This is a genomic window from Leisingera sp. ANG-DT (genome assembly GCF_000813785.1).
Taxonomy (GTDB): Bacteria; Pseudomonadota; Alphaproteobacteria; order Rhodobacterales; family Rhodobacteraceae; genus Leisingera.
Map to the genome: position 1 here is coordinate 53316 of NZ_JWLE01000010.1, position 19283 is coordinate 72598.

The window sequence follows — 19283 nt, forward strand, 5'->3', positions numbered from 1 at the left end:
TATGGCGGAGGGGCTGGCGTTTTCCTGCAATTGCGGGGCCTTGCGCGGTGAAGTCGCGGCGCAAGGCATCAAGACCGGCACCCGGGTTGTCTGCTACTGCGCCGACTGCCGCGCCAATGAGCTGTACCACAACCAGCCCGACCCGGCCCCGGACCCGGTCGACCTCTTTCAGCTCGCCCCTGATACCATCACCATCACCCAAGGGGCAGAGCATCTGAAGGCGCTCCGCCTCGGCCCCCGCGGGCCGTTGCGCTGGTTTGCCTCCTGCTGCGGCACGCCCTTTGCCAATACGCTGGCCAAACCCGGCCTGCCCTTTGCCGGCATGCGCTCTGATCTGTTCCAGGACAAATCCGCTCTGGGCAAGATCCGGGCCAGGGCCTTCCTCCCCGCCCCCGGCAAGCAAGCCCGCACCAAGGGCGGAGGCGCCATGGCCTGGGGCATCCTCAGCCGGATGATCACCGCGCGGCTGTCCGGCCGGTGGAAGGAGACGCCGTTCTTTGATGCGGAGACCGGAAAACCGGTGGCGGAGCCGCAGCTGATCAGCAAAACAGAGCGCGCGAAACTTTATCCCTGAGCGTAAAGGGCGGGTTCCGCAGCGGGTTCGGCAACCGGTTCTGCCAGCCAGTGCAGCAATGCCCGGTTCACGGCGTCCGGCTGCTCCAGCACCGGAAAATGTCCGGCATCCGGCAGGATTTCCAGCCGCGCCTCCGGGATCAGCTGTGCCAGTAGGTCCAGCTTGGCCGGGGGTACGATCGTGTCATGCTCTCCGCCGAGAACAAGCGTAGGTACATGCACCCGCCGCATTGCGGCCTGCTGGTCCGGCCTCCGCTGCAATGCGCGTGCCTGCGCCACATACATCTCCGGCCCCAGCTCCATCCCCATCCGGCAGAACAGCTTGTGCACCTCCAGCCGCAAGGGGCCCGGGGCAAGCGCTTCCGCCGGCAATGTCTCGCGCAGCACATCCTCCAGACGTCCGGCGCGCGCCGCGACGATCTGCGGCTCCCGGCCTGCAGCCTGATCCGGTGTCTCGGCCAGCGGGCTAGCCCCGATGATGCACAGCCGACTGATCCGTTCCGGGGCCCGGCGCACCAGTTCCATCGCCAGAATGCCGCCCATCGAAAATCCTGCCAAGGCAAAGCGCGGCGGCAAATGGGCCAGCATCCGGGCCGCGATCTTCTCCACAGTGTCCCCGCCTGCCAGCGGCAGCACCATCACCGGCATGCTGCCGGAAAATGTCCTGACCTGAGCGTAAAAGATCCGGCCGTCGCACATCATACCCGGCAGCAAAACCAGGGGTTCGCGGCACGGTTGCTGATCATAAGGCATGTCCTGCCCTCGCGGTTTGCCTCCCACCCGTTTGTCAACTCTGTGGACGGCAAACCCTTAGATCAAGAAAAACCTCGGGGCGGCGGCAATTTACAGAAAAGCTGCCGCCGCCCTGCCACGCTCAGTAACCGTTCCAGCGGAACGCGCCGTCCTCCGCCAGCGGCGAGAACGGGTTAAAGGCGATTTCCCAGACATGCCCGTCCGGGCTGCGGAAATACCCGTGATGGCCGCCCCAGAACACATCCTGCGCAGGCTTCAGCACCTCCGCACCGGCGTCCTCTGCCGCTGCCAGGAGCTGTGCCACCTCTTCCTTGCTGCGGGTGTTGTGGCTCAGCGTTATGGCACCGGTTCCCAGAGCCTCAGGCGGCAGGCCGATATCTTCCGCCAGCGCCACCAGCGGATAGAGACCCAGTGTCTGCGAAATCAGATCAAATGCAATGACGCCATCCGGGCTTTCGGCCCGTTTCCAACCCAGAGCCTCGTAAAAGGCGGCGGCCTTCTCCATGTCCGGCACGCCCAGCGTAATCAGGCTCACCCTTTGTTCCATTACTCAAATCCTTGTGTTTTCAACCAACTCAATATGCCGTCCACCGTTGCCTGCGTCTGGCTGGGCGACACGATTTCCCCAGCCAGAATATGGCCGTGCACATCGTCCGCAGCCCCCGGTGGCACCAGGTTCACAGCTACCGGGCCTCCCCAGGCCGCAGCAACCTCCGCAGTGATGTCAGGCCGCACCACCTTATCGCCATCTGAATACCAGAACAATGCAGGAACATCCGTTTGACTGAAGTCCAGTTTGCTGACCGTTTTCAGCATTGCCGCCATCGGAAGCACGGCCTGCGACGGGTACCGCGTGGTCCAGAACCGCCCATAGGCTTCGCTGCGCACCGGCAGCTCTACCTCGCGCCCGGCCAGCGGCGGCAGCCAGAAGCGTGAAGCGGGCCAGGTCAGCAGAGGAGCAAAAACCGTGTTCAACCCGTAGTTCGGCGACATCAGTACCATTGCATCAATGCTCTGCGACAACTCCGCATCCAACGCCGCCACCGTGGCGAGGGTTGCACCCGTGGAATTGGCGATAACCACGACCTGCTTCCCCACCTGTGCCGCCGCCGCCAGCGCCTCTGCCGTGTCCTGCATCCAGGCCTTGGGCGTGGCCTCCAGCATTGCAGCCCCGGAACGCCCGTGGCCGGTCAGCCGGGTAAACACCAGATTGGCGCCCAAGGCTTCAGCCACCCGGTCCGGCACCGGGCGGATTTCCTCGGAGGTCGCGGAAAACCCATGGATGTAGAGGACCGAGACCGGCGTCCGTGTCTCTGCCTGCCCAGCCCATACCACGCGCTTTTCCGCACCCGGCGTAATGTCGCCGTAGCGGCTCTCGACGCTTTCAAAGTAGACCTGAACGCCTTCACCAAACTTGCGCGCATCAAAACTGGCAGTGAGGTCCACGTCCTCATAGGGGCCAAAGGCCCACAGCGCCGCAACGGGCACCGCCAGGGCCAGCAGCCCCCGCCCCAAGGCGCGCCCGAACCTGCGCATCAGGCGCCGCCCAGAACGTCCAGAACCGCGTCTTCGATCATCTTCAGGCAGGCCTCATCCGAGAAGCGGTGATCGGCATCTTTCACCAGGTTCAGCCGCATGTCCGGGCAGGTTGCATGATCCATCAGCCGCAGCGCGGTCTCCGTGGACACCGCCGTATCTGCTGTTCCCTGCAGGCAGCGCACCTTGAAGGGCAGGAACAGCGGCGTGCGCAGCAGCAGCCGCTTGCGCCCGTCCTCAATCATCCGTTTCGAGATGTGATAGGGCTCCATATAATCGCTCGGGAGTTCCACATAACCGCGGCTCTCGAGTTCCGCCTTTTGCGCCTCCGAGAATTTTTCCCAATAGCCGTCCTCGGTGAAGTCCGGCGCTGCGGCGATAGTCACCAGGCCCTTGATCCGCTCTGGCATCTCGCGCGCCAGCAAGAGAGCCTGCCAACCACCCATCGACGACCCCACCGGCACGATCTCCCCCTCGGTCAGATGCGCCACCGCCTCCAGCGTGTCCTCGTGCCAGTCGCCGATGCAACCTTCCTCGAACGTGCCTGAGCTCTCACCATGGCCGGAATAGTCGAACCGCAAAAACGCTTGGCCGCGTGCCTTGGCCCAGGCCTCCAGATGCACTGCTTTGGTGCCTTCCATGTCCGACTTCAGCCCGCCCAGGAACACCACGCACGGCCCCTGCCCCTCGCTCTTGTGATAGGCAATCCGGCGGCCCTGGGCGGTCTCAAGGTAAGATGCAGCTGGCATGTCTTTGCTCTCCTGTGCTTTTCCCAAGATGTGGCATGGCTCCGCCCGCCCCGCAAGCGGCAGCACTGCCTGCTTGCAACTCCCCCGCTGCCTTCCTTATGGTCCGCAAAAATTTTTTGAAGGACCGTGGGGGCATGTTCAGACTCATCAAGGGCGTTTTCACTGGCGCCGCCATCCTTGCGGTGGCCCTTGCGACAGTTTGGGCGGTTATGGCCCTGTGGTACCGTCTGCCGTTTGAAGCTCTGGGCCGGGGTGCGCTGGCGGGCGGCATTGCCCTCTTGGGTCTTGCCGTCATTGCCGGGCTGTTCCGCCGCCGCGCCTTGCGCGCGCTCACTACTTTCGTTCTGGCACTGGCTGCGGTGATCCTGTGGTGGTCCACCCTCACCCCGCCCGCAGACCGCAACTGGTCGCCCGATGTGGCCCGCCAGGTGACCGGCACGGTCGAGGGCGACATCCTCACCCTAAGCGGCGTTCGCAATTTCACCTGGGACACACCGGAAAACTTCACCGAGGCCTGGGAATCCCGCAGTTACGATCTGACCAAGCTGCAATCCACCGACCTGTTCATGTCCTACTGGGCCGGCCCGCAGATGGCGCATATGATCGTCAGCTTCGGCTTTGAAGGCGGCGAGCATATCGCCTGGTCGGTTGAGGTGCGGCGCCAGCTGGGCGGCGGTTTCTCCCCCATCGCCGATCTGTTCAAATCCAACACGCTGGTTCTGATCGCCGCGGATGAACGCGATCTGGTCGGCACCCGCACCAATGCCCGCGGCGAAGACGTGCAGCTTTTCCGCATCGGCGTCAGCCCCGACACCGGCCGGGAACTGCTGCTGAAATACGTCGAGACCGCCAACAGCCTGGCAGCACAACCCCAGTGGTACAATTCGCTGACCACCAACTGCACCACGGTAGTGATGACCCTGATCCGCAGCTTCGCGGAGGACGTGCCGCTGGACTGGCGGGTGCTGGCGAATGGCTACCTGCCGGAATTTGCCTGGGAACAGGGCGTTCTGGATCAAAGCCGCAGCGTCGAAGACCTGCGCGCGCTTGGCAGCATCACCCCGATCGCGCAGGCGCATGGGGTCGGTCCCGACTACTCCGCCATGATCCGCGAAGGCGTGCCGGCGCCCGCACAGGACTGACCGGCATCTTTATGGTTTAAAATACCCCGGGGACCGCGAGGGGCTGGCCCCTCGCTTGCCTTACGGCTGATCAGGACAGACTAGCGGCAGGTGTCCCGTCGGCCTTCTGAACCTGCAAGCGGCTCAACAGGTTCCGGATACGGCTCAGCATCTCCCCGGTCTGCACGGCCTTCTCCGCGTTTGCCCCGCCTTCGATCTGCGCGCCATGCTCATAAGACAGATGGCGGTGCGACAGGATCTTTTGCGACTGGCACAGCGCGGTTTCAATCAGATCCACATCTTCAACCGTCAGGTCAAAGTTCGGGTTCGGGCGGGTCATCGGAACACTCCTGGTATGTCCTTGGGTCTCAGGTTTCGGTCACCCTGCCCTAGCACCGCGTCCATGACAACAGTTTTTTTGTTATTTTTCAATTGCTTACCTGTATACATATATGTGCAATCGCATGCACAGGCACACAAACGGAAATTCCTGCGCAATTACAACCGCATGCAAAGCCGCCTTGACTTGCCTCTGTATTGGCAGCAAAACGCGCAGACCAAACACATACCCGCAACCGGGCGTTCTGTGGGCGCCAAACCGACGAGGAGCAGCCAGACTATGGCCCAAATCTCTCTCACTTTCCCCGATGGCAATGCACGATCCTATGACGCAGGCGTCACGCCCGCGCAGGTGGCCTCCGGCATTTCCACCTCGCTGGCCAAGAAGGCCATCTCCGCCACCGTCAACGATCAGCACTGGGATCTGCAGTGGCCGATCGACAGCGACGCCACCATTGCCATCCACACCATGAAGGACGAGGTCCAGGCCAATGAGCTGATCCGCCACGATCTGGCACATGTGATGGCGCGCGCGGTGCAGGAAATCTGGCCCGATACCAAGGTCACCATCGGCCCGGTCATTGAAAACGGCTGGTACTACGACTTCGACCGCGCAGACCCCTTCACCCCCGAAGACCTCGGCGCCATCGAGAAAAAGATGAAGGAAATCATCAACAAGCGTGATGAGGTCCGCACCGAGGTATGGGAACGCGACCGCGCGATCCAGCATTACACCGACAACAACGAGCCTTATAAGGTCGAGCTGATCGAGAGCATCCCGGGCGATGAGCCGCTGCGCATGTACTGGCACGGTGACTGGCAGGACCTCTGCCGCGGCCCGCACCTGCAGCACACCGGCCAACTGCCGGGCGATGCGTTCAAGCTGATGTCGATTGCCGGCGCCTACTGGCGCGGCGACAGCTCCCGCGCGATGCTGCAGCGCATCTACGGCGTTGCCTTCACCGGCAAGGAAAAGCTGAAGGCGCACCTCCACATGCTGGAAGAGGCCGCCAAGCGCGACCACCGCAAGCTGGGCCGCGAGATGGACCTGTTTCACATGCAGGAAGAGGCACCGGGGCAGATCTTCTGGCACCCGAACGGTTGGACCGTCTACACCCAGCTGCAGGACTACATGCGCCGCCAGCAGCGCAAGGGCGGCTATGTCGAAGTGAACACCCCGCAGGTCGTGGACCGCAAACTGTGGGAGGCCTCGGGCCACTGGGACAAGTACCAGGAAAACATGTTCATCGTCGAAGTGGACGAGGAACACGCCCGCGAGAAGGCTGTGAACGCTCTGAAGCCGATGAACTGCCCCTGCCACGTGCAGATCTTCAACCAGGGCCTCAAGTCCTACCGCGACCTCCCGCTGCGCATGGCCGAGTTTGGCTCCTGCAACCGGTATGAGCCCTCGGGCGCACTGCACGGCATCATGCGGGTGCGCGGCTTCACCCAGGACGACGGCCACATCTTCTGCGCCGAGGATCAGATCGAATCCGAAACCGCGGAATTCATCGACTTCCTGTCGAAGATCTACAAGGATCTGGGGTTCGAGAAGTTCTCGGTCAAATTCTCCGACCGCCCGGACACCCGCGCCGGGTCCGATGAAGTCTGGGACAAGGCAGAGGCCGCGCTTCTGTCCGCCACCCGCGCCGCCGGGATCGAACCGGAACTGAACCCGGGCGAAGGCGCCTTTTATGGCCCCAAGCTGGAGTTTGTGCTGACCGATGCCATCGGCCGTGACTGGCAGTGCGGCACCCACCAGGTGGACTTCGTGCTGCCGGAACGCCTGGACGCCACCTATATCGGCGCCGACGGTGCCAAGCACCGCCCGGTCATGCTGCACCGCGCCACCCTCGGCTCTTTCGAGCGTTTCATCGGCATCCTGATCGAGGAACACGCAGGCAAGCTGCCGTTCTGGCTGGCGCCGCGCCAGGTTGTGGTCGCCTCGATCACCTCCGACGCCGATGACTACGTGCAAGAGGTCGTGGCCGAGCTGAAGAAGGCCGGCGTGCGCGCCGAGGCTGACATCCGCAACGAGAAGATCAACTACAAAGTCCGCGAGCATTCCGTGGGCAAGGTTCCGGTCATTCTCGCCGTCGGCCACCGCGAGGTGGAGGAGCGCACCGTCTCTGTCCGCCGCCTTGGCGAAAAGCAGACCAAGGTGGAAAGCCTCGAAAATGTTACAAAGTCGCTGGCGGTGGAGGCCACCCCGCCGGACCTTCTGTAACATTCCGTCCCAAAAACAGCATCAGCGGCCCCCATCCGGGGGCCGTTTTGTTTCAAAATCCGGTAAAACCCCGCGATTTCAGCTCTTTGCGCTGCAATCCTGTCTCACATACGCTGACGCAGACGTGAGACACGGCCTCGTGACTTAATTTCCTGAAAGCCCCGGGTTAGTGTTTTCCTGTCAACACGACACCGCATGTTAAACCGAAAGGAATTCACGAGATGTCGACCACCGCAAAATCCCTGGCCGTTGCCAGCGCCGTTGCCGCCGCTCTGACCGCAGCTTCGACCATCCCCGCTGCTGCTGCCACCAAGGAAAAATGCTACGGCGTTTCGCTGGCAGGCCAGAACGACTGCGCCGCCGGCCCCGGCACCACCTGCGCAGGCACCTCGACCACCGACTACCAGGGCAACGCCTGGACTCTGGTGGATGCCGGCACCTGCGAAGGCATGGAACTGCCGGCGATGGCAGACGGCACTGAGCGCAAGGGCTCGCTGGAGCCGCTGGAACGCGATCTGCCGGCATAAGAACGGCCTGATTTCCGGGGCGGGAGTGTCAATTCCCGCCCCTTTTGCACCCGGACTACAGGACCCGCCATGCTTGACACTGCTGCACATGACAGGCTGCCCGCCGCCCCAGGCGTTGGCTACAAGCCGCAGCATTTCGCCCAGATCACCGCCGAACCGGGCAGCGTCAAATGGCTGGAAATACACGCCGAGAACTACATGGGCGACGGCGGACGTCCAATTGCGCAGCTGCGCCACCTGTCCGAACGCTTTGCTATGTCAGTTCACGGCGTCGGCCTGTCGATCGGCGGCGAGGGCGCCCTGGATGCGGACCACCTCGCCCGGCTCAAGCATCTGGTTGGCTGGCTGAACCCTGCCAGCTTCTCCGAGCATCTGGCCTGGTCCACCCACGACAGTCATTTCTACAACGACCTGCTGCCGCTGCCCTACACGGACACCAGCCTGCAGCGGATCTGTGATCATATCGACGAACTGCAAGACACCATTGGCCGCAGGATGCTGCTGGAAAACCCTTCCAGCTACCTCGCCTTTGCCGAGAGCACCTGGTCCGAGCCTGAATTCCTGGCCGAAATCTCCCGCCGCACCGGCTGCGGGCTGCTTCTGGACGTGAACAACGTCTTTGTGTCCGCCACCAACCTCGATTTCTCGCCCCAGGGCTACATCGACGCCTTCCCGCTGGACAAGGTCGGCGAGATCCACCTTGGCGGCCACGACGAGGATGAGGACGACCACGGCCACCCCTTGCTGATCGACAGCCACGGGCGCGAAGTGGTGGATCCGGTCTGGGCGCTCTTGGATTACACGCTGGCAAAATCCGGCCCCAAGCCGGTGCTGATCGAATGGGACAACGACGTACCGGACTGGCCCGTGCTGGAAGCCGAGGCCGCCCGCGCCGCAACCGCGTTGGAGCGCGTTCCGGCATGAGTGTGACCCAGACAGAATTCACCCGCGCCATGATGGATGCGGGCCAGCCGGTGCCGGACGGTCTGATCGACCATCAGGCCCAGCCCGCCGGGCGCCGCTTCAGCGTGTACCGCAACAATGTGGCCGTCTCCCTGACCGATGCCATGCACAGCGCCTTTCCGGTGATTGCCAAGCTTCTGGGAAAGCAGAACATGGACGGGCTGGCAGGCATCTACCTGCGCCAGCATCCCCCTTCCTCACCGCTAATGATGTTCTACGGCGAACATTTCCCTGCCTTCCTCGAAGGCATGCAGCAGCTCAAGCACCTCGGCTACCTTGGCGATGTCGCCCGGCTGGAATTGGCCCTGCGCCGCGCCTACCATGCTGCCGATGCCGCGCCCATTACCCCTGACGCGCTTGGAGCCCTTCCGCCAGACCAGCTGATGAACACTTGGCTGACGCTTGCGCCCGCAGTGCAGGTCATCTGTTCGCCTTGGCCCGTCCACGCCATCTGGCGCTACAACACCGAAGACGGCGCGCCCAAGCCTGAGCCACAGGCCCAGGACGCGCTGGTCACCCGCCCTGAATTCGACCCCATTCCCCAGGTTCTGCCGTCCGGCGGGGCCATCTGGATCCGCGCCCTGATGAAGGGCGCCACCATCGGCGAAGCGCTGGAACAGGCCGCCGCCGCAGACGAAACCTTCGACCTGGGTGCCACGCTGGCCCTGCTGTTGCAGGGCGGCGCGATCACCGGATTGGATAGCAAAGGGTAAATCCATGCACGCACTTGTCTCCATTCACGACGCCGTCTTCCGCCAGGTGGAAAGGGGCGGCAACTGGCTGCTGCCGCTGGCAGCGCGCTTTGTCTTTGCCTCCACCCTGCTGCTCTACTTCTGGAACTCCGGCCTGACCAAGCTGGGCGACGGCATCCTCGGCCTGTTCAGCCCTTCGATCGGCGCCTACAGCCAGATCTTCCCGAAACAGCTGGAGGCAGTCGGCTATGATGTCTCCCAGTTCGGGCTATTCCAGAAACTGGTTGTGCTGGCCGGCACCTACGCCGAGTTCATCCTGCCGCTGCTGATCGTGATCGGCCTTCTGACCCGCCTCGCTTCGCTTGGCATGATCGGCTTTGTCATCGTGCAATCGCTGACCGACATCTACGGCCACGGTGCAACCGACGACAAAACCCTTGGCGCGCTGTTCGACCGCTTCCCTGACGCGGTGATCCTGGACCAGCGGCTGTTCTGGGTTTTCTTGCTGGCGGTCCTGGTGGTCAAAGGCGCCGGAGCGCTCTCTGTGGACGCCCTGCTGCGCAACCGGATGGAACCGGCCATCGCCTGACACTGAACAATTGGCAAAAACAAAAGGCGCCCTGCTCCCGGCAGCGGCGCCTTTTTCATGCGGTTCCGCTAAGGATCAGAAATGCGGCTTGGGCTCATCCGGCTTGCCCGCCGCAAGCGCCATCAAGCCGCCCACCGCAGCAAAGCTGAGCGGGAAGATGGTGAAGACATTGAGGCCAAAGCCCGCATACATCCCCGCCGCCGATCCCAACAGCAGGATACCGCCCCACAAGGCCCGCGCCCGCGCCATCGCGCCGCCGGCAATCGCCAGCAGCGGCGACAGCACCGCCAGCAGCCGCAATTTCTCGACGTTCTCGACCTGCTCGGCGAGCCCCTCAACCTCACCGAAATGCTCCACCGCAGCGGTGTAGCCGTAGCCGAAGAACCCCACCACCATGCCGAAAATCCCGGCGATGATCCCCAGAACAAGGGCTGCATTCCGCATTATACGTCTCCTGAAATCTGCCGTAACGACATATGCGCCGCCTTAGGCCGCGCCAAGGGCCGCCTTCGTGTTCTGATCCCATCCCAGGAATAATTCCCCGTTACGCTCAATCAGTGGCCGCTTCATCAGTGCCGGATGCGCGCGCAGCAGGTCCAGCGGCTCCCCCGCACGTTCTTCTTCGCTTAACCCCCGCCAAGTGGTGGAGCGGGTATTGACCAGCTTGACCCCGAACTGAGCATGGGCTGCTTCCAGCAGGCCGTCCGGCATCCCGTCCGTGCGGATATCGACCAGACTCGAATCCGGAAGCGCTTTCAACGCCTTACGGCAGGTATCGCAGTTCTTGAGTCCATAGATTTTCATGTTGCCTTCACGCTCCCCAGCCGGAATTCACACAATTTATGGTGGAATTATCCGGTTTCTCTTGATTTTCGGCCAACCCGTGTAAAACTCTAGGTTGTCCAGCTTCACCTTGCCCCTCGCGGTCAGGGTACAGGCCGGATGCCCCGGGATGCCCCTGGGCGACGCGCAAAGTAGAAGGAGACACGGGAAATGCCAAGCGGCACCGTGAAGTGGTTCAACACCACCAAAGGGTACGGGTTTATTGAACCCGATGAAGGCGGCAAAGATGTGTTTGTGCACATTTCAGCGGTGGAGCGGTCGGGCATGACCGGCCTCGCCGACAATATGAAAATCGCCTATGAGCTGTCCGAAGGCCGCGATGGCCGGCAAATGGCAGCAGAGCTCAAGGCTGTATAGCCTATCAATTCTGCACTGCGCCCGGGTGCTGACTGGGCGCAGGCACTGCCAGCGGCCTCAGGATCGCCGCAGGTATTCCACCATCACACAGGCCGGATCGCTGTCGCGAAGCACTGTTTCTCCGGCCTTGAACCACTTGTCTGCCTGAAACTCCGGGAAATAGGCATCTGCATCCTCGATGGTCAGATCCACCTCGGTGACCAGCAGCCTGTCCGCCATGTCCAGCATGCCGCGATAGATCCCCTCGCCGCCGATGCCATAGACGCGCCGGTAGCCTTGATCATAGGCCTCCTGCACAGCTGCCTCGATCGACGGCAGCACAATCTCTGCCGCCTGCGGGTTGGAGGACACCACCAGATTGAGCCGGTTCTTCAGCGGCTTCACCGGCAGGCTGTCCCAGGTGTTGCGGCCCATGATGATGGCGCCACCCAGGGTCTCGCGCTGGAACGCCTTCAGATCCTCCGGTGCAAACCAGGGGATATCATTGTCCTTGCCGATGGCACCGTTGCGCGCCCGCGCAGCGATCAGGGTAATCATGCCTGTTGTCCTTGCCCGTGTTACTTGCCTGTCAGACCGCCACCGGCGCCTTGATCACTGGGTCGGGGTCATAGTTCAGGATTTCAAAGTCATCAAAGGTGAAATCGAAAATCGAATTCACCTGCCGCTTGATCTGCAGCTGCGGCAGCGGCTTGGGGCTGCGCGAGAGCTGCAGCTGCACCTGCTCCACATGGTTCGAATAGATATGCGCATCCCCCATCGTGTGCACGAAGTCCCCGGCCTCGTAGCCGGTCACATGCGCCAGCATGGCCAGCAGCAGCGAATAGGAGGCAATATTGAAGGGCACGCCCAGGAACATGTCGGCGGAGCGCTGATAGAGCTGCATATGCATCTTGCCGCCCGCAACCCGCACCTGCCACAGCGTATGGCAAGGCGGCAGCGCCATGTCCGGCACATCCGCAGGGTTCCAGGCTGACACGATCAGGCGGCGGCTGTCCGGGCTTTTGCGGATCATCTCCACCAGATCCGAAATCTGGTCGACACTGCCCGCACGGTACAGCGGCTCATCCCCCAGGGTTCCTTCAGCCAGTTCCAGCTTGGGAAAACGGCGCCACTGGTGGCCGTAAACCGGGCCCAAGTCGCCGTTCTCATCCGCCCACTCGTCCCAGATCGACACCCCGTTTTCCTTCAGGTAGCGGATGTTGGTGTCGCCGGACAGGAACCACAGCAGCTCATGGATGATCGAGCGCAGATGCAGCTTCTTGGTGGTCACCAGCGGAAAGCCCTCCGCCAGGGAATAGCGCGCCTGCATCCCGAAACAGGACAGCGTTCCGGTGCCGGTCCGGTCGTCCGACGGCACCCCGTGATCCAGAATGAATTGTAGCTGATCGTGATACTGCTGCATTTCCGCCCCCTGCCGCTGCCCGGAATATCACCCCGGCATACTCAATGGCACGCCGCACGCCAAGTCAGAAAATACCCCCTTTGGCACCCCGCCACCCTACCATATCTGCCACTCAGCGCGATACAGGAAACTACATGCAGGTAGCGCATCCGCCACGGTTGCGCCCAAAACCGCGCTGTTCAATTGACAAGCGCAGCGCTGCGGCCGAAGGTAGCGCAAAACGATAAAACATATTGAGGTAGAGGCAGATGAGGCGCTTTTGGCTAGGGCTCGCGGCAGCGTCCGTGGTGTCCGCATGCGGCGGGGGGAATCCCTTCACCACAACGACTGATGACGATACGGACACCGGCACGGATACCGAGTCGGTGATCCCAGATGCTTTGGCAAACGATCTTGAAAGCGTTAGCTATGACCCATCCAATCAAACGCTGACCGTGTCAGGCGTGAGTTTGGATGAAACACCGTTCTCCGCCTCCTACGTTCGCAAGACCGCCCTAGACCGGGACGGTTACGAAGCCTACACGGTTCAAGACTCGTCCCTTGACCGCCATTCCACCGCCTATGTCCGCCAGATCGAGGGCGGATACGCCGTTGTTGTCGCAACAGGCGGGCAGTTCAACTACTACTTCGCCGGTACAAACTATGGCCGCACCGGCAGCTATTCTGCGCCAGACACGGATCAGCCTTCTGGCGGTCTCGTCAGTTATGCAGGGTCGTATGTAGGCCTCTTGAACACTGCTGGAAGCGGAGAAGACCTTCTTCCTGTTGCCGCCGGTACGCCATCGGAGCTTCAGCCCGACCAAGCCGCGGAAATAACGGGAGATGTGTTTATTAACGCTGACTTCGCCGATAACACTGTAAACGGCCTGATCTACAATCGTGCCGTTACGGACAACGGGTCAGCGTCTCCAGCCAATTTGGAGCTGGCACCGACGTCCATTACCGAGGACGGAACGTTCACTGGTGATGTTTCGATCGACAAAACCAATTTCGGCGAGTACGGCGGGATATTCTCCGGCACTGATGCAGCAGCCGTAGCTGGGAGCGTTCACGCTACAGGTCATATCGACGGGTATTCTTCAGACATTGAGGAATACGGCGTGTTTGTTCTCGGGCAATGCGGGGGCGACAGCAGCGACCCGGTCTGCGATCAGCCAACCCCGTAAACATGCACAGGTTTGTGGCAGCATTTGTTGGGCTGGCCGTTTCCATCGGCCAGCCACAGGCACAGGAGTCCCCGAAGACTCAGGCCCATCTGACATTGGAGCAAGGTCAGATTCTGGCTGCGCACGCTCTCGACAACGGCAATCCGCAGCTGGCCTTGCGGGTGTCTGACGCGCTGCTGCAAGCCAATCGCAAGAACCACATAGCCTGGCAGCTGCAAGCGGTGGCCTATGCCCAAGCCGGTCAGCACGCCAAAGGCCGCAAGGCCGCCGCCCGTGCTTTTCGCTTTGCTCCCGACAGTGCCGCCAAGTTCCAGATGGGCCAGCTGGCCTCGCGCCTGGCGTTCCAGGGCGGCAGCCCGGCCTTGTCTCAATACTGGCTGCGCCGGACGGCAGTTCATTCCCCGGACAGCAAATCCGACGCGCTGATTGCCAAGGATTACCAGGCCCTGCGCCGGATCAGCCCCTGGTCCTTCCGCCTCAGCGGCGGGGTGAAACCGTCGAACAACGTGAACAACGGCTCTGACGCGGCGACTCAGGAAATCGACGGGCTCAGCTCTCACCAGAACAGATTCGGCCCGCGCGCCATTGCCCTTTCCGGTCTTATCGGAACCCTGGACAGCAGCCTCGGCCGCCGCCTGCGGCAAAGCGAAACCAGCCTGACGTCTCTCAGCGGGCGCCTCTACGTCCAGCGCGTCGCCCTGTCTTCCAGCGCCAAGGAAGAAGCCGCCGCGCTGGCTGCGCAGACCGGCACCAGCGTGCCCCGCAATTCCGAATTCGGCTCCACCTACGGCGAAATCACTCTGAGCCACGCCTTTGCCGCAGGCCCCAAGGAAAGCGCTGGCAGTGCCCGCGTCGCCCTGACCGGTGCAACCTCCTGGTATGGCGGCAGGCGCAACTACAATCTGGTAAAGCTGTCAGGCGCCCGCAGCTGGGCCCTTTCCAGCCAGAACCGGCTCACCATCAACGGCAGCGCCGAACACCGGATTGATCCGCGCCTGAGCTTGCTGAGGGCCGACGTGTTCGGCCTCGGCGCCTCGCTGTCGCGAAAGCTGGAAAACGGCAACAGCCTCAGCTTCTCCCTTGGATTGCGCGACACCCACACCAGCAATGTCAACTCCGCAGGAACTACGGCAACCCTGCGCATCGGCTACGCTATTGCAGAGGCCATCGGCCCGGCCAAAGTCAGCACAGGACTGATTTTGGGAGCCGCCGACTATCCCGATCACATTTTCCACAACGGTTTTGGCTGGCAAACCATACCCGGCGGCCGCCAGGATCAGTCGCTTTATGCGGATTTGAACGTATTCTTTGAAGATTATGATTACGCAGGGTTTGCCCCCATGCTGCGGGTCCGCGCAGGCAAGCGCAGTTCCAATCACAGCCGCTTTGACAGTTCGGAATTTTCCGTTTCTCTGGGCATTGAATCAAAGTTCTGACCCCGTATCTGTTCAGCACGGGCCTGCACGGTGAATATACCAGGGCCGCAAACCCAAACAGGAGACCGCCAATGCCCCTCACCTATCTGCACACCATGGTCCGGGTGAAAGACCTGGAGAAATCCATGGCCTTCTTTGAGCTGCTGGGCCTCAAGGAGACCCGCCGCTGGGACAACGAGCAGGGCCGGTTCACCCTGGTGTTCATGGCGCCCCCGGGTCAGGAGGACGCCCCGGTCGAGCTCACTTGGAACTGGGACGGGGACGACGCGCTGCCCAGCGACAGCCGCCATTTCGGCCACCTTGCCTATGGGGTGGACGACATTTATGCCGTTTGTCAGCACCTGATGGACAACGGCGTCACCATCAACCGTCCGCCGCGCGACGGGCACATGGCTTTTGTGCGCTCGCCCGACAATATTTCCATCGAACTGCTGCAAAATGGCGGGTCCCTGCCCCCGGCAGAGCCTTGGGCCAGCATGGAAAATACCGGCCACTGGTAAGGCTGGCCTTTGGCGACGGGACAAACGGCGGCTCATGCCATTGGAAAGGCTGCCTGGCCTGCCGGTGGCGGGCCGCAGAGCCTGGCATCAGATACAGCGGGAAGCGGCACGCAGCGCGCCCGGAAGTCAGGCGCAGGCTTAACCGCGGCCAACAGCAGCGCTGAGCCGCCGTGAAAACCAGGCTGCAAGGCCAGCAAGCCCCCCCGGCCGAAACAGGCGCCAAAGGCCGAACGGCCTAGGTCAGCTTGCCGCCCGGCCGTGTAAGAGCTTACTGTAACGCAAAAAACCGGCGCAGCCCCCAATGGGGGCTGCCGGTGCCGTCTGATCGTCTCTTACAGACTTCGATCCAGGAAAAAGGGCGGCGCTTCTGCGGCCTTCTGCCGTGACCCCGTCCGGGGCCCGGCGCTTTCCCTTTGCTTTCGGTCAGAGCATGGTTTCCCCTCATGCCCTGTCAGCGGCCTGCCGGTGTTCCCCGGCTCTGCGGCCTCTTGCCTGCTGGTCTGTTTCCCAGTCTGGCTTCAGTAAATGTAGCGGATCTGATCCGACCAGTAGCGCTCCATCCGCTTCAGCGAAGCGGTAATGTCCTCGATCCCTTCAGAGGAAATCACGTTCTTGCCTTCCAGCCCTTCGGCATGGCGGGAGAACAGCGCTGACACGATGTCGCGGATCTCGCGGCCGCGCGGGGTCAGACGCACCCGGACGGAACGGCGGTCGATCTCGCAACGCTGATGGTGCATATAGCCCATTTCGACCAGCTTCTTGAGGTTGTAGCTGACGTTGCTGCCCTGATAGTAGCCGCGGGTTTTCAGTTCCCCGGCAGTCACCTCATTGTCACCGATGTTGAACAGCAAAAGCGCCTGGACCGCATTGATCTCCAGCACGCCGACGCGCTCAAACTCATCCTTGATGACATCCAGCAGCAGGCGGTGAAGGCGCTCAAGCAGACCCAGCGCCTCCAGATAGCCAGTCATGAAACCTTTGCGGTCCGTCTGGCCAATTGGCAATTCCATACTCATTCGCATCTCCGACTCGAATTTGCTTCTAAGACAAGATGCCAACAATTCCCGAAAAATCAGTTAAGCCGGAATTTTATTATTTTTGATGGGTTTGTGCTATGTCCGCCACGAGGGCGCGGAACCGCTCCTGCGGTTCCGCCTGACCGGTCACCCACTGGTACAGATCCTGATCATTCTCCAGCAGAAGCTGGTCATAAAGATCCAGCTGCGCCGTATCCATCTGCTCCAGGCTTGCGGCTGCATAGGCTGACAGCAGGATATCCATTTCCTTGATACCCCGGCGCATCGAGCGCATCTGCAGCCGCTTCAGGCGGGTGGCACGGTCTTCTTGCATCATCAGGCCTCAGGCAGTTTCCGCTGCCGGCGCCTCGTTCACCTGCAACAGGCTCCGCAATTTCTTCTCCAGCCGCGCAGCACGCTCCGCGTTCTGGCGCATTTCGCTGCGCAGCGAGCGCAACTCGTTCAGGACGCTAGCAAAATCGCCTGCTTCCAGTTCCAGCGGCGCCGGTTCGGACATGCCTTCACCCTCGCCGGTCAGCAGCCAGGACATCGACACGTTCAACAGGCCCGCCAGCATGGTCAGCTTGTTGGCGCGCGGCTCGGACAGGTCCCGCTCCCAGGCGCTGAGGGTCGATTTCTTGACGCCGATACGGCGTGCCAGCTGGCCCTGGGTCATCCCGCCCGCTTCGCGCGCCGCTGCAACGCGGTCGCCGAAAGTTGCTGCATCCGGGCCATACCAGTCTGTGTTCTGCTCAGTCATTGTCAGTTCTCCTAACTCAAAGTGCCAATGCAGCTTGATCGCTGTTTGGCGGCAACCTATGACAGTTCCGCACAACATACAAACCGGGGCACCGCCAATGTCTTTCCTGTCTGAGACCTTATCCCGCGTCAAACCGTCGCCGACCATAGCGATGACCGCAAAAGCGGCAGAGCTGAAGGCGGCGGGACGTGACGTCATTGGCCTGTCGGCGGGCGAGCCGGATTTCGACACGCCGCAGAACATCAAGGATGCGGCGGTTGCCGCCATTGCCGCGGGCAAGACCAAATACACTGCTCCCGACGGCATACCGGAGCTGAAACAGGCCGTCTGCGCCAAGATGAAGCGCGACCATGGTCTCGACTACACGCCCGCGCAGGTCTCTGTCGGCACCGGCGGCAAGCAGACGCTGTACAATGCCCTGATGGCCACACTGAACGAGGGCGATGAGGTGGTGATTCCCGCCCCCTATTGGGTCAGCTACCCCGATATGGTGCTGCTGGCCGGCGGCACCCCGGTGATTGCCGAAACCTCGCTGCAAACCAATTTCAAGCTGACCGCGGATCAGCTCGAAGCCGCGATCACCCCCAAGACCAAGTGGTTCATCTTCAACTCGCCCTCCAACCCCACGGGCGCGGGCTACAGCCGGGCAGAGCTGAAAGAGCTGACCGACGTGCTGATGCGCCACCCCCACGTCTGGGTGATGACCGACGACATGTACGAGCATCTCGCCTATGACGGGTTTGAATTCTGCACCCCGGCGCAGGTGGAACCCGCTCTTTATGAGCGCACCCTCACCTGCAACGGTGTCTCCAAGGCCTATGCGATGACCGGCTGGCGCATCGGCTATGCCGCAGGCCCCGAAAAGCTGATCGCCGCCATGCGCAAGGTGCAGTCGCAGTCCACCTCCAACCCCTGCTCGGTCAGCCAATGGGCCGCGGTGGAGGCTCTGAACGGCACGCAAGCCTTCCTGGCGCCCAACAACGAAAAATTCGTCCGCCGCCGCGACCTGGTGGTCTCCATGCTGTCAGAGATCGAGGGCATCTCCTGCCCCGTGCCTGAGGGTGCGTTCTACGTCTACCCGTCCATCGCCGGGCTGATCGGCAAGACGACCCCGTCAGGAAAAGTGATTGAAACCGATGAGGATTTCGCCACCGCCCTGCTGGAGGAGGCAGACGTCGCTGTGGTCTTTGGTGCCGCCTTCGGCCTGTCGCCGAACTTCCGCGTCAGCTACGCGACCTCCGACGAAGCGCTGGAAGAGGCCTGCCGCCGCATCCAGACCTTCTGCGCCGCGCTGACCTGACAGGAGACACGAGCATGAGCGCCGATCTGCCGGAGTATTACTTCCGCGTCCGTGAGAACGGCGCTTTTGTCTTCCGTGTCGATACCGAGAACCGCAACCGGCGGATCGAGATGGACCAGATCGCCGTTGTGAACATCCGCAACGGCGAGATCAAACCGCACGGCCAGCGCCAGCTGACCGGTCAGGACCTCGCCGAGATCAAATCCTGGATGGCGACCCGTGCCGCCACGCTGGCAGCCCGCGACGTGGACGACATCCACCGCGCCATCGACCACCTGAACCTGACCGCTCAGTGGGCCAACAGCCGCGCAACGGAGGAGCAGCTGGAAGACGTGACCGACGCGCTTTTGCTGGCGATGCACGACCTGCGCAGCGTGCTGGTGCGCAAAAAAGCCGACCGGCTGATGAAAGAGCGCAGCGGGGAATAAGACCGC

25 protein-coding genes are annotated in these 19283 nt (G+C 62.2%); 13 read left to right on the forward strand and 12 right to left on the reverse strand.

Annotated elements, in window-relative coordinates; translation table 11 throughout:
* Nucleotide 1 precedes the first annotated feature (1 nt).
* Nucleotides 2–574: a DUF6151 family protein gene (locus RA21_RS11030; RefSeq protein ID WP_039148792.1), complete on the forward strand. Its 573-nt coding sequence runs from the start codon at nucleotides 2–4 to the stop codon at nucleotides 572–574.
* On the opposite strand, the gene RA21_RS11035 is transcribed toward RA21_RS11030, so the two are convergent.
* The 4 genes from RA21_RS11035 to RA21_RS11050 all read right to left on the reverse strand — a co-directional run bounded on the left by RA21_RS11035 (nucleotide 565) and on the right by RA21_RS11050 (nucleotide 3611).
* Nucleotides 565–1326, reverse strand: a complete 762-nt coding sequence (locus RA21_RS11035; protein ID WP_039148794.1) for an alpha/beta fold hydrolase — start codon at nucleotides 1324–1326, stop codon at nucleotides 565–567. The two genes, RA21_RS11030 and RA21_RS11035, sit on opposite strands and share 10 nt — an antisense overlap.
* Nucleotides 1327–1447: 121 nt before the next feature.
* Nucleotides 1448–1873 (reverse strand): VOC family protein, encoded by a 426-nt coding sequence (locus RA21_RS11040; RefSeq protein WP_039148796.1) that lies wholly within the window; start codon nucleotides 1871–1873, stop codon nucleotides 1448–1450.
* Nucleotides 1873–2862, reverse strand: coding sequence for an alpha/beta hydrolase (locus tag RA21_RS11045; protein WP_039148798.1), 990 nt, complete (start codon nucleotides 2860–2862; stop codon nucleotides 1873–1875). Before RA21_RS11045 ends, RA21_RS11040 begins: the two co-directional genes overlap by 1 nt.
* A complete protein-coding gene (locus RA21_RS11050; RefSeq protein WP_039148800.1) occupies nucleotides 2862–3611 on the reverse strand; it encodes an alpha/beta hydrolase in 750 nt (249 codons plus the stop codon). The genes RA21_RS11045 and RA21_RS11050 overlap by 1 nt, the downstream gene beginning before the upstream one ends.
* 134 nt (nucleotides 3612–3745) lie before the next feature.
* Here RA21_RS11050 and RA21_RS11055 point away from each other — a divergent pair, with 134 nt between their 5' ends.
* The gene (locus RA21_RS11055; RefSeq protein WP_029204755.1) at nucleotides 3746–4753 is read left to right on the forward strand and encodes an Lnb N-terminal periplasmic domain-containing protein; all 1008 of its coding nucleotides are present in this window, start codon (nucleotides 3746–3748) and stop codon (nucleotides 4751–4753) included.
* Between the two features lie 70 nt (nucleotides 4754–4823).
* Here RA21_RS11055 and RA21_RS11060 read toward each other — a convergent pair whose 3' ends face one another.
* Nucleotides 4824–5072, reverse strand: a complete 249-nt coding sequence (locus RA21_RS11060) for a hypothetical protein (RefSeq protein WP_039148803.1) — start codon at nucleotides 5070–5072, stop codon at nucleotides 4824–4826.
* Nucleotides 5073–5351: 279 nt separating this feature from the next.
* On the opposite strand from RA21_RS11060, the gene thrS reads away from it, so the two are divergent.
* From thrS to RA21_RS11085, 5 genes are all read left to right on the forward strand, one after another.
* The gene (gene thrS, locus RA21_RS11065) at nucleotides 5352–7298 is read left to right on the forward strand and encodes a threonine--tRNA ligase (RefSeq protein WP_039149105.1); all 1947 of its coding nucleotides are present in this window, start codon (nucleotides 5352–5354) and stop codon (nucleotides 7296–7298) included.
* Nucleotides 7299–7519: 221 nt separating this feature from the next.
* Nucleotides 7520–7825 (forward strand): BufA1 family periplasmic bufferin-type metallophore, encoded by a 306-nt coding sequence (locus RA21_RS11070; protein WP_019295611.1) that lies wholly within the window; start codon nucleotides 7520–7522, stop codon nucleotides 7823–7825.
* 69 nt (nucleotides 7826–7894) lie between these two features.
* Complete coding sequence (bufB, locus tag RA21_RS11075; protein WP_039148807.1) at nucleotides 7895–8749, forward strand: MNIO family bufferin maturase; 855 nt, start codon at nucleotides 7895–7897, stop codon at nucleotides 8747–8749.
* The gene (locus RA21_RS11080; protein WP_039148810.1) at nucleotides 8746–9501 is read left to right on the forward strand and encodes an HvfC/BufC N-terminal domain-containing protein; all 756 of its coding nucleotides are present in this window, start codon (nucleotides 8746–8748) and stop codon (nucleotides 9499–9501) included. Before bufB ends, RA21_RS11080 begins: the two co-directional genes overlap by 4 nt.
* A 4-nt stretch (nucleotides 9502–9505) precedes the next feature.
* Nucleotides 9506–10069 carry a DoxX family protein gene (locus RA21_RS11085; RefSeq protein WP_019295614.1) on the forward strand — a complete coding sequence of 188 codons (564 nt, stop codon included), beginning with the start codon at nucleotides 9506–9508 and terminating at the stop codon, nucleotides 10067–10069.
* Between the two features lie 75 nt (nucleotides 10070–10144).
* On the opposite strand, the gene RA21_RS11090 is transcribed toward RA21_RS11085, so the two are convergent.
* Nucleotides 10145–10513 carry a hypothetical protein gene (locus RA21_RS11090; protein WP_039148812.1) on the reverse strand — a complete coding sequence of 123 codons (369 nt, stop codon included), beginning with the start codon at nucleotides 10511–10513 and terminating at the stop codon, nucleotides 10145–10147.
* Between the two features lie 42 nt (nucleotides 10514–10555).
* Nucleotides 10556–10873, reverse strand: coding sequence for an arsenate reductase family protein (locus RA21_RS11095; RefSeq protein WP_019295616.1), 318 nt, complete (start codon nucleotides 10871–10873; stop codon nucleotides 10556–10558).
* Nucleotides 10874–11062: 189 nt separating this feature from the next.
* On the opposite strand from RA21_RS11095, the gene RA21_RS11100 reads away from it, so the two are divergent.
* Nucleotides 11063–11269 carry a cold-shock protein gene (locus tag RA21_RS11100; protein WP_019295617.1) on the forward strand — a complete coding sequence of 69 codons (207 nt, stop codon included), beginning with the start codon at nucleotides 11063–11065 and terminating at the stop codon, nucleotides 11267–11269.
* Nucleotides 11270–11326: 57 nt separating this feature from the next.
* Here RA21_RS11100 and RA21_RS11105 read toward each other — a convergent pair whose 3' ends face one another.
* Together RA21_RS11105 and RA21_RS11110 are read right to left on the reverse strand one after the other, a co-directional pair.
* A complete protein-coding gene (locus RA21_RS11105) occupies nucleotides 11327–11806 on the reverse strand; it encodes a dihydrofolate reductase (protein ID WP_039148814.1) in 480 nt (159 codons plus the stop codon).
* A gap of 31 nt (nucleotides 11807–11837) precedes the next feature.
* The gene (locus RA21_RS11110) at nucleotides 11838–12671 is read right to left on the reverse strand and encodes a thymidylate synthase (protein WP_019295619.1); all 834 of its coding nucleotides are present in this window, start codon (nucleotides 12669–12671) and stop codon (nucleotides 11838–11840) included.
* A gap of 248 nt (nucleotides 12672–12919) precedes the next feature.
* On the opposite strand from RA21_RS11110, the gene RA21_RS11115 reads away from it, so the two are divergent.
* From RA21_RS11115 to RA21_RS11125, 3 genes are all read left to right on the forward strand, one after another.
* Entirely contained in the window at nucleotides 12920–13837 is a 918-nt protein-coding gene (locus RA21_RS11115; protein WP_039148817.1) for a hypothetical protein, read from the forward strand.
* 14 nt (nucleotides 13838–13851) lie between these two features.
* Nucleotides 13852–15273 carry a hypothetical protein gene (locus RA21_RS11120; protein ID WP_237754555.1) on the forward strand — a complete coding sequence of 474 codons (1422 nt, stop codon included), beginning with the start codon at nucleotides 13852–13854 and terminating at the stop codon, nucleotides 15271–15273.
* A gap of 71 nt (nucleotides 15274–15344) precedes the next feature.
* Nucleotides 15345–15773, forward strand: coding sequence for a VOC family protein (locus RA21_RS11125; protein WP_039148820.1), 429 nt, complete (start codon nucleotides 15345–15347; stop codon nucleotides 15771–15773).
* 518 nt (nucleotides 15774–16291) lie between these two features.
* Here RA21_RS11125 and RA21_RS11130 read toward each other — a convergent pair.
* From RA21_RS11130 to RA21_RS11140, 3 genes are all read right to left on the reverse strand, one after another.
* Entirely contained in the window at nucleotides 16292–16789 is a 498-nt protein-coding gene (locus RA21_RS11130; RefSeq protein WP_193386808.1) for a MarR family winged helix-turn-helix transcriptional regulator, read from the reverse strand.
* 76 nt (nucleotides 16790–16865) lie between these two features.
* On the reverse strand, nucleotides 16866–17123 hold the full coding sequence (locus tag RA21_RS11135; protein WP_039149107.1) for an FAD assembly factor SdhE: 258 nt from the start codon (nucleotides 17121–17123) through the stop codon (nucleotides 16866–16868).
* 9 nt (nucleotides 17124–17132) lie between these two features.
* Entirely contained in the window at nucleotides 17133–17549 is a 417-nt protein-coding gene (locus RA21_RS11140) for a helix-turn-helix domain-containing protein (RefSeq protein WP_039148823.1), read from the reverse strand.
* Between the two features lie 97 nt (nucleotides 17550–17646).
* Here RA21_RS11140 and RA21_RS11145 point away from each other — a divergent pair, with 97 nt between their 5' ends.
* Nucleotides 17647–18849, forward strand: coding sequence for a pyridoxal phosphate-dependent aminotransferase (locus RA21_RS11145; RefSeq protein WP_019295626.1), 1203 nt, complete (start codon nucleotides 17647–17649; stop codon nucleotides 18847–18849).
* A 14-nt stretch (nucleotides 18850–18863) separates the two neighbouring features.
* Nucleotides 18864–19277, forward strand: coding sequence for a hypothetical protein (locus RA21_RS11150; RefSeq protein ID WP_039148827.1), 414 nt, complete (start codon nucleotides 18864–18866; stop codon nucleotides 19275–19277).
* Nucleotides 19278–19283: the final 6 nt, after the last annotated feature.

Excerpts from the sequence above, each read along its gene's own strand:
- RA21_RS11030 (WP_039148792.1), top strand. The coding sequence starts at position 2 with ATGGCGGAGGGGCTGGCGTTTTCCTGCAATTGCGGGGCCTTGCGCGGT.
- RA21_RS11035 (WP_039148794.1), bottom strand. The coding sequence starts at position 1,326 with ATGCCTTATGATCAGCAACCGTGCCGCGAACCCCTGGTTTTGCTGCCG.
- RA21_RS11040 (WP_039148796.1), bottom strand. The coding sequence starts at position 1,873 with ATGGAACAAAGGGTGAGCCTGATTACGCTGGGCGTGCCGGACATGGAG.
- RA21_RS11045 (WP_039148798.1), bottom strand. The coding sequence starts at position 2,862 with ATGCGCAGGTTCGGGCGCGCCTTGGGGCGGGGGCTGCTGGCCCTGGCG.
- RA21_RS11050 (WP_039148800.1), bottom strand. The coding sequence starts at position 3,611 with ATGCCAGCTGCATCTTACCTTGAGACCGCCCAGGGCCGCCGGATTGCC.
- RA21_RS11055 (WP_029204755.1), top strand. The coding sequence starts at position 3,746 with ATGTTCAGACTCATCAAGGGCGTTTTCACTGGCGCCGCCATCCTTGCG.
- RA21_RS11060 (WP_039148803.1), bottom strand. The coding sequence starts at position 5,072 with ATGACCCGCCCGAACCCGAACTTTGACCTGACGGTTGAAGATGTGGAT.
- thrS (WP_039149105.1), top strand. The coding sequence starts at position 5,352 with ATGGCCCAAATCTCTCTCACTTTCCCCGATGGCAATGCACGATCCTAT.
- RA21_RS11070 (WP_019295611.1), top strand. The coding sequence starts at position 7,520 with ATGTCGACCACCGCAAAATCCCTGGCCGTTGCCAGCGCCGTTGCCGCC.
- bufB (WP_039148807.1), top strand. The coding sequence starts at position 7,895 with ATGCTTGACACTGCTGCACATGACAGGCTGCCCGCCGCCCCAGGCGTT.
- RA21_RS11080 (WP_039148810.1), top strand. The coding sequence starts at position 8,746 with ATGAGTGTGACCCAGACAGAATTCACCCGCGCCATGATGGATGCGGGC.
- RA21_RS11085 (WP_019295614.1), top strand. The coding sequence starts at position 9,506 with ATGCACGCACTTGTCTCCATTCACGACGCCGTCTTCCGCCAGGTGGAA.
- RA21_RS11090 (WP_039148812.1), bottom strand. The coding sequence starts at position 10,513 with ATGCGGAATGCAGCCCTTGTTCTGGGGATCATCGCCGGGATTTTCGGC.
- RA21_RS11095 (WP_019295616.1), bottom strand. The coding sequence starts at position 10,873 with ATGAAAATCTATGGACTCAAGAACTGCGATACCTGCCGTAAGGCGTTG.
- RA21_RS11100 (WP_019295617.1), top strand. The coding sequence starts at position 11,063 with ATGCCAAGCGGCACCGTGAAGTGGTTCAACACCACCAAAGGGTACGGG.
- RA21_RS11105 (WP_039148814.1), bottom strand. The coding sequence starts at position 11,806 with ATGATTACCCTGATCGCTGCGCGGGCGCGCAACGGTGCCATCGGCAAG.
- RA21_RS11110 (WP_019295619.1), bottom strand. The coding sequence starts at position 12,671 with ATGCAGCAGTATCACGATCAGCTACAATTCATTCTGGATCACGGGGTG.
- RA21_RS11115 (WP_039148817.1), top strand. The coding sequence starts at position 12,920 with ATGAGGCGCTTTTGGCTAGGGCTCGCGGCAGCGTCCGTGGTGTCCGCA.
- RA21_RS11125 (WP_039148820.1), top strand. The coding sequence starts at position 15,345 with ATGCCCCTCACCTATCTGCACACCATGGTCCGGGTGAAAGACCTGGAG.
- RA21_RS11130 (WP_193386808.1), bottom strand. The coding sequence starts at position 16,789 with ATGAGTATGGAATTGCCAATTGGCCAGACGGACCGCAAAGGTTTCATG.
- RA21_RS11135 (WP_039149107.1), bottom strand. The coding sequence starts at position 17,123 with ATGCAAGAAGACCGTGCCACCCGCCTGAAGCGGCTGCAGATGCGCTCG.
- RA21_RS11140 (WP_039148823.1), bottom strand. The coding sequence starts at position 17,549 with ATGACTGAGCAGAACACAGACTGGTATGGCCCGGATGCAGCAACTTTC.
- RA21_RS11145 (WP_019295626.1), top strand. The coding sequence starts at position 17,647 with ATGTCTTTCCTGTCTGAGACCTTATCCCGCGTCAAACCGTCGCCGACC.
- RA21_RS11150 (WP_039148827.1), top strand. The coding sequence starts at position 18,864 with ATGAGCGCCGATCTGCCGGAGTATTACTTCCGCGTCCGTGAGAACGGC.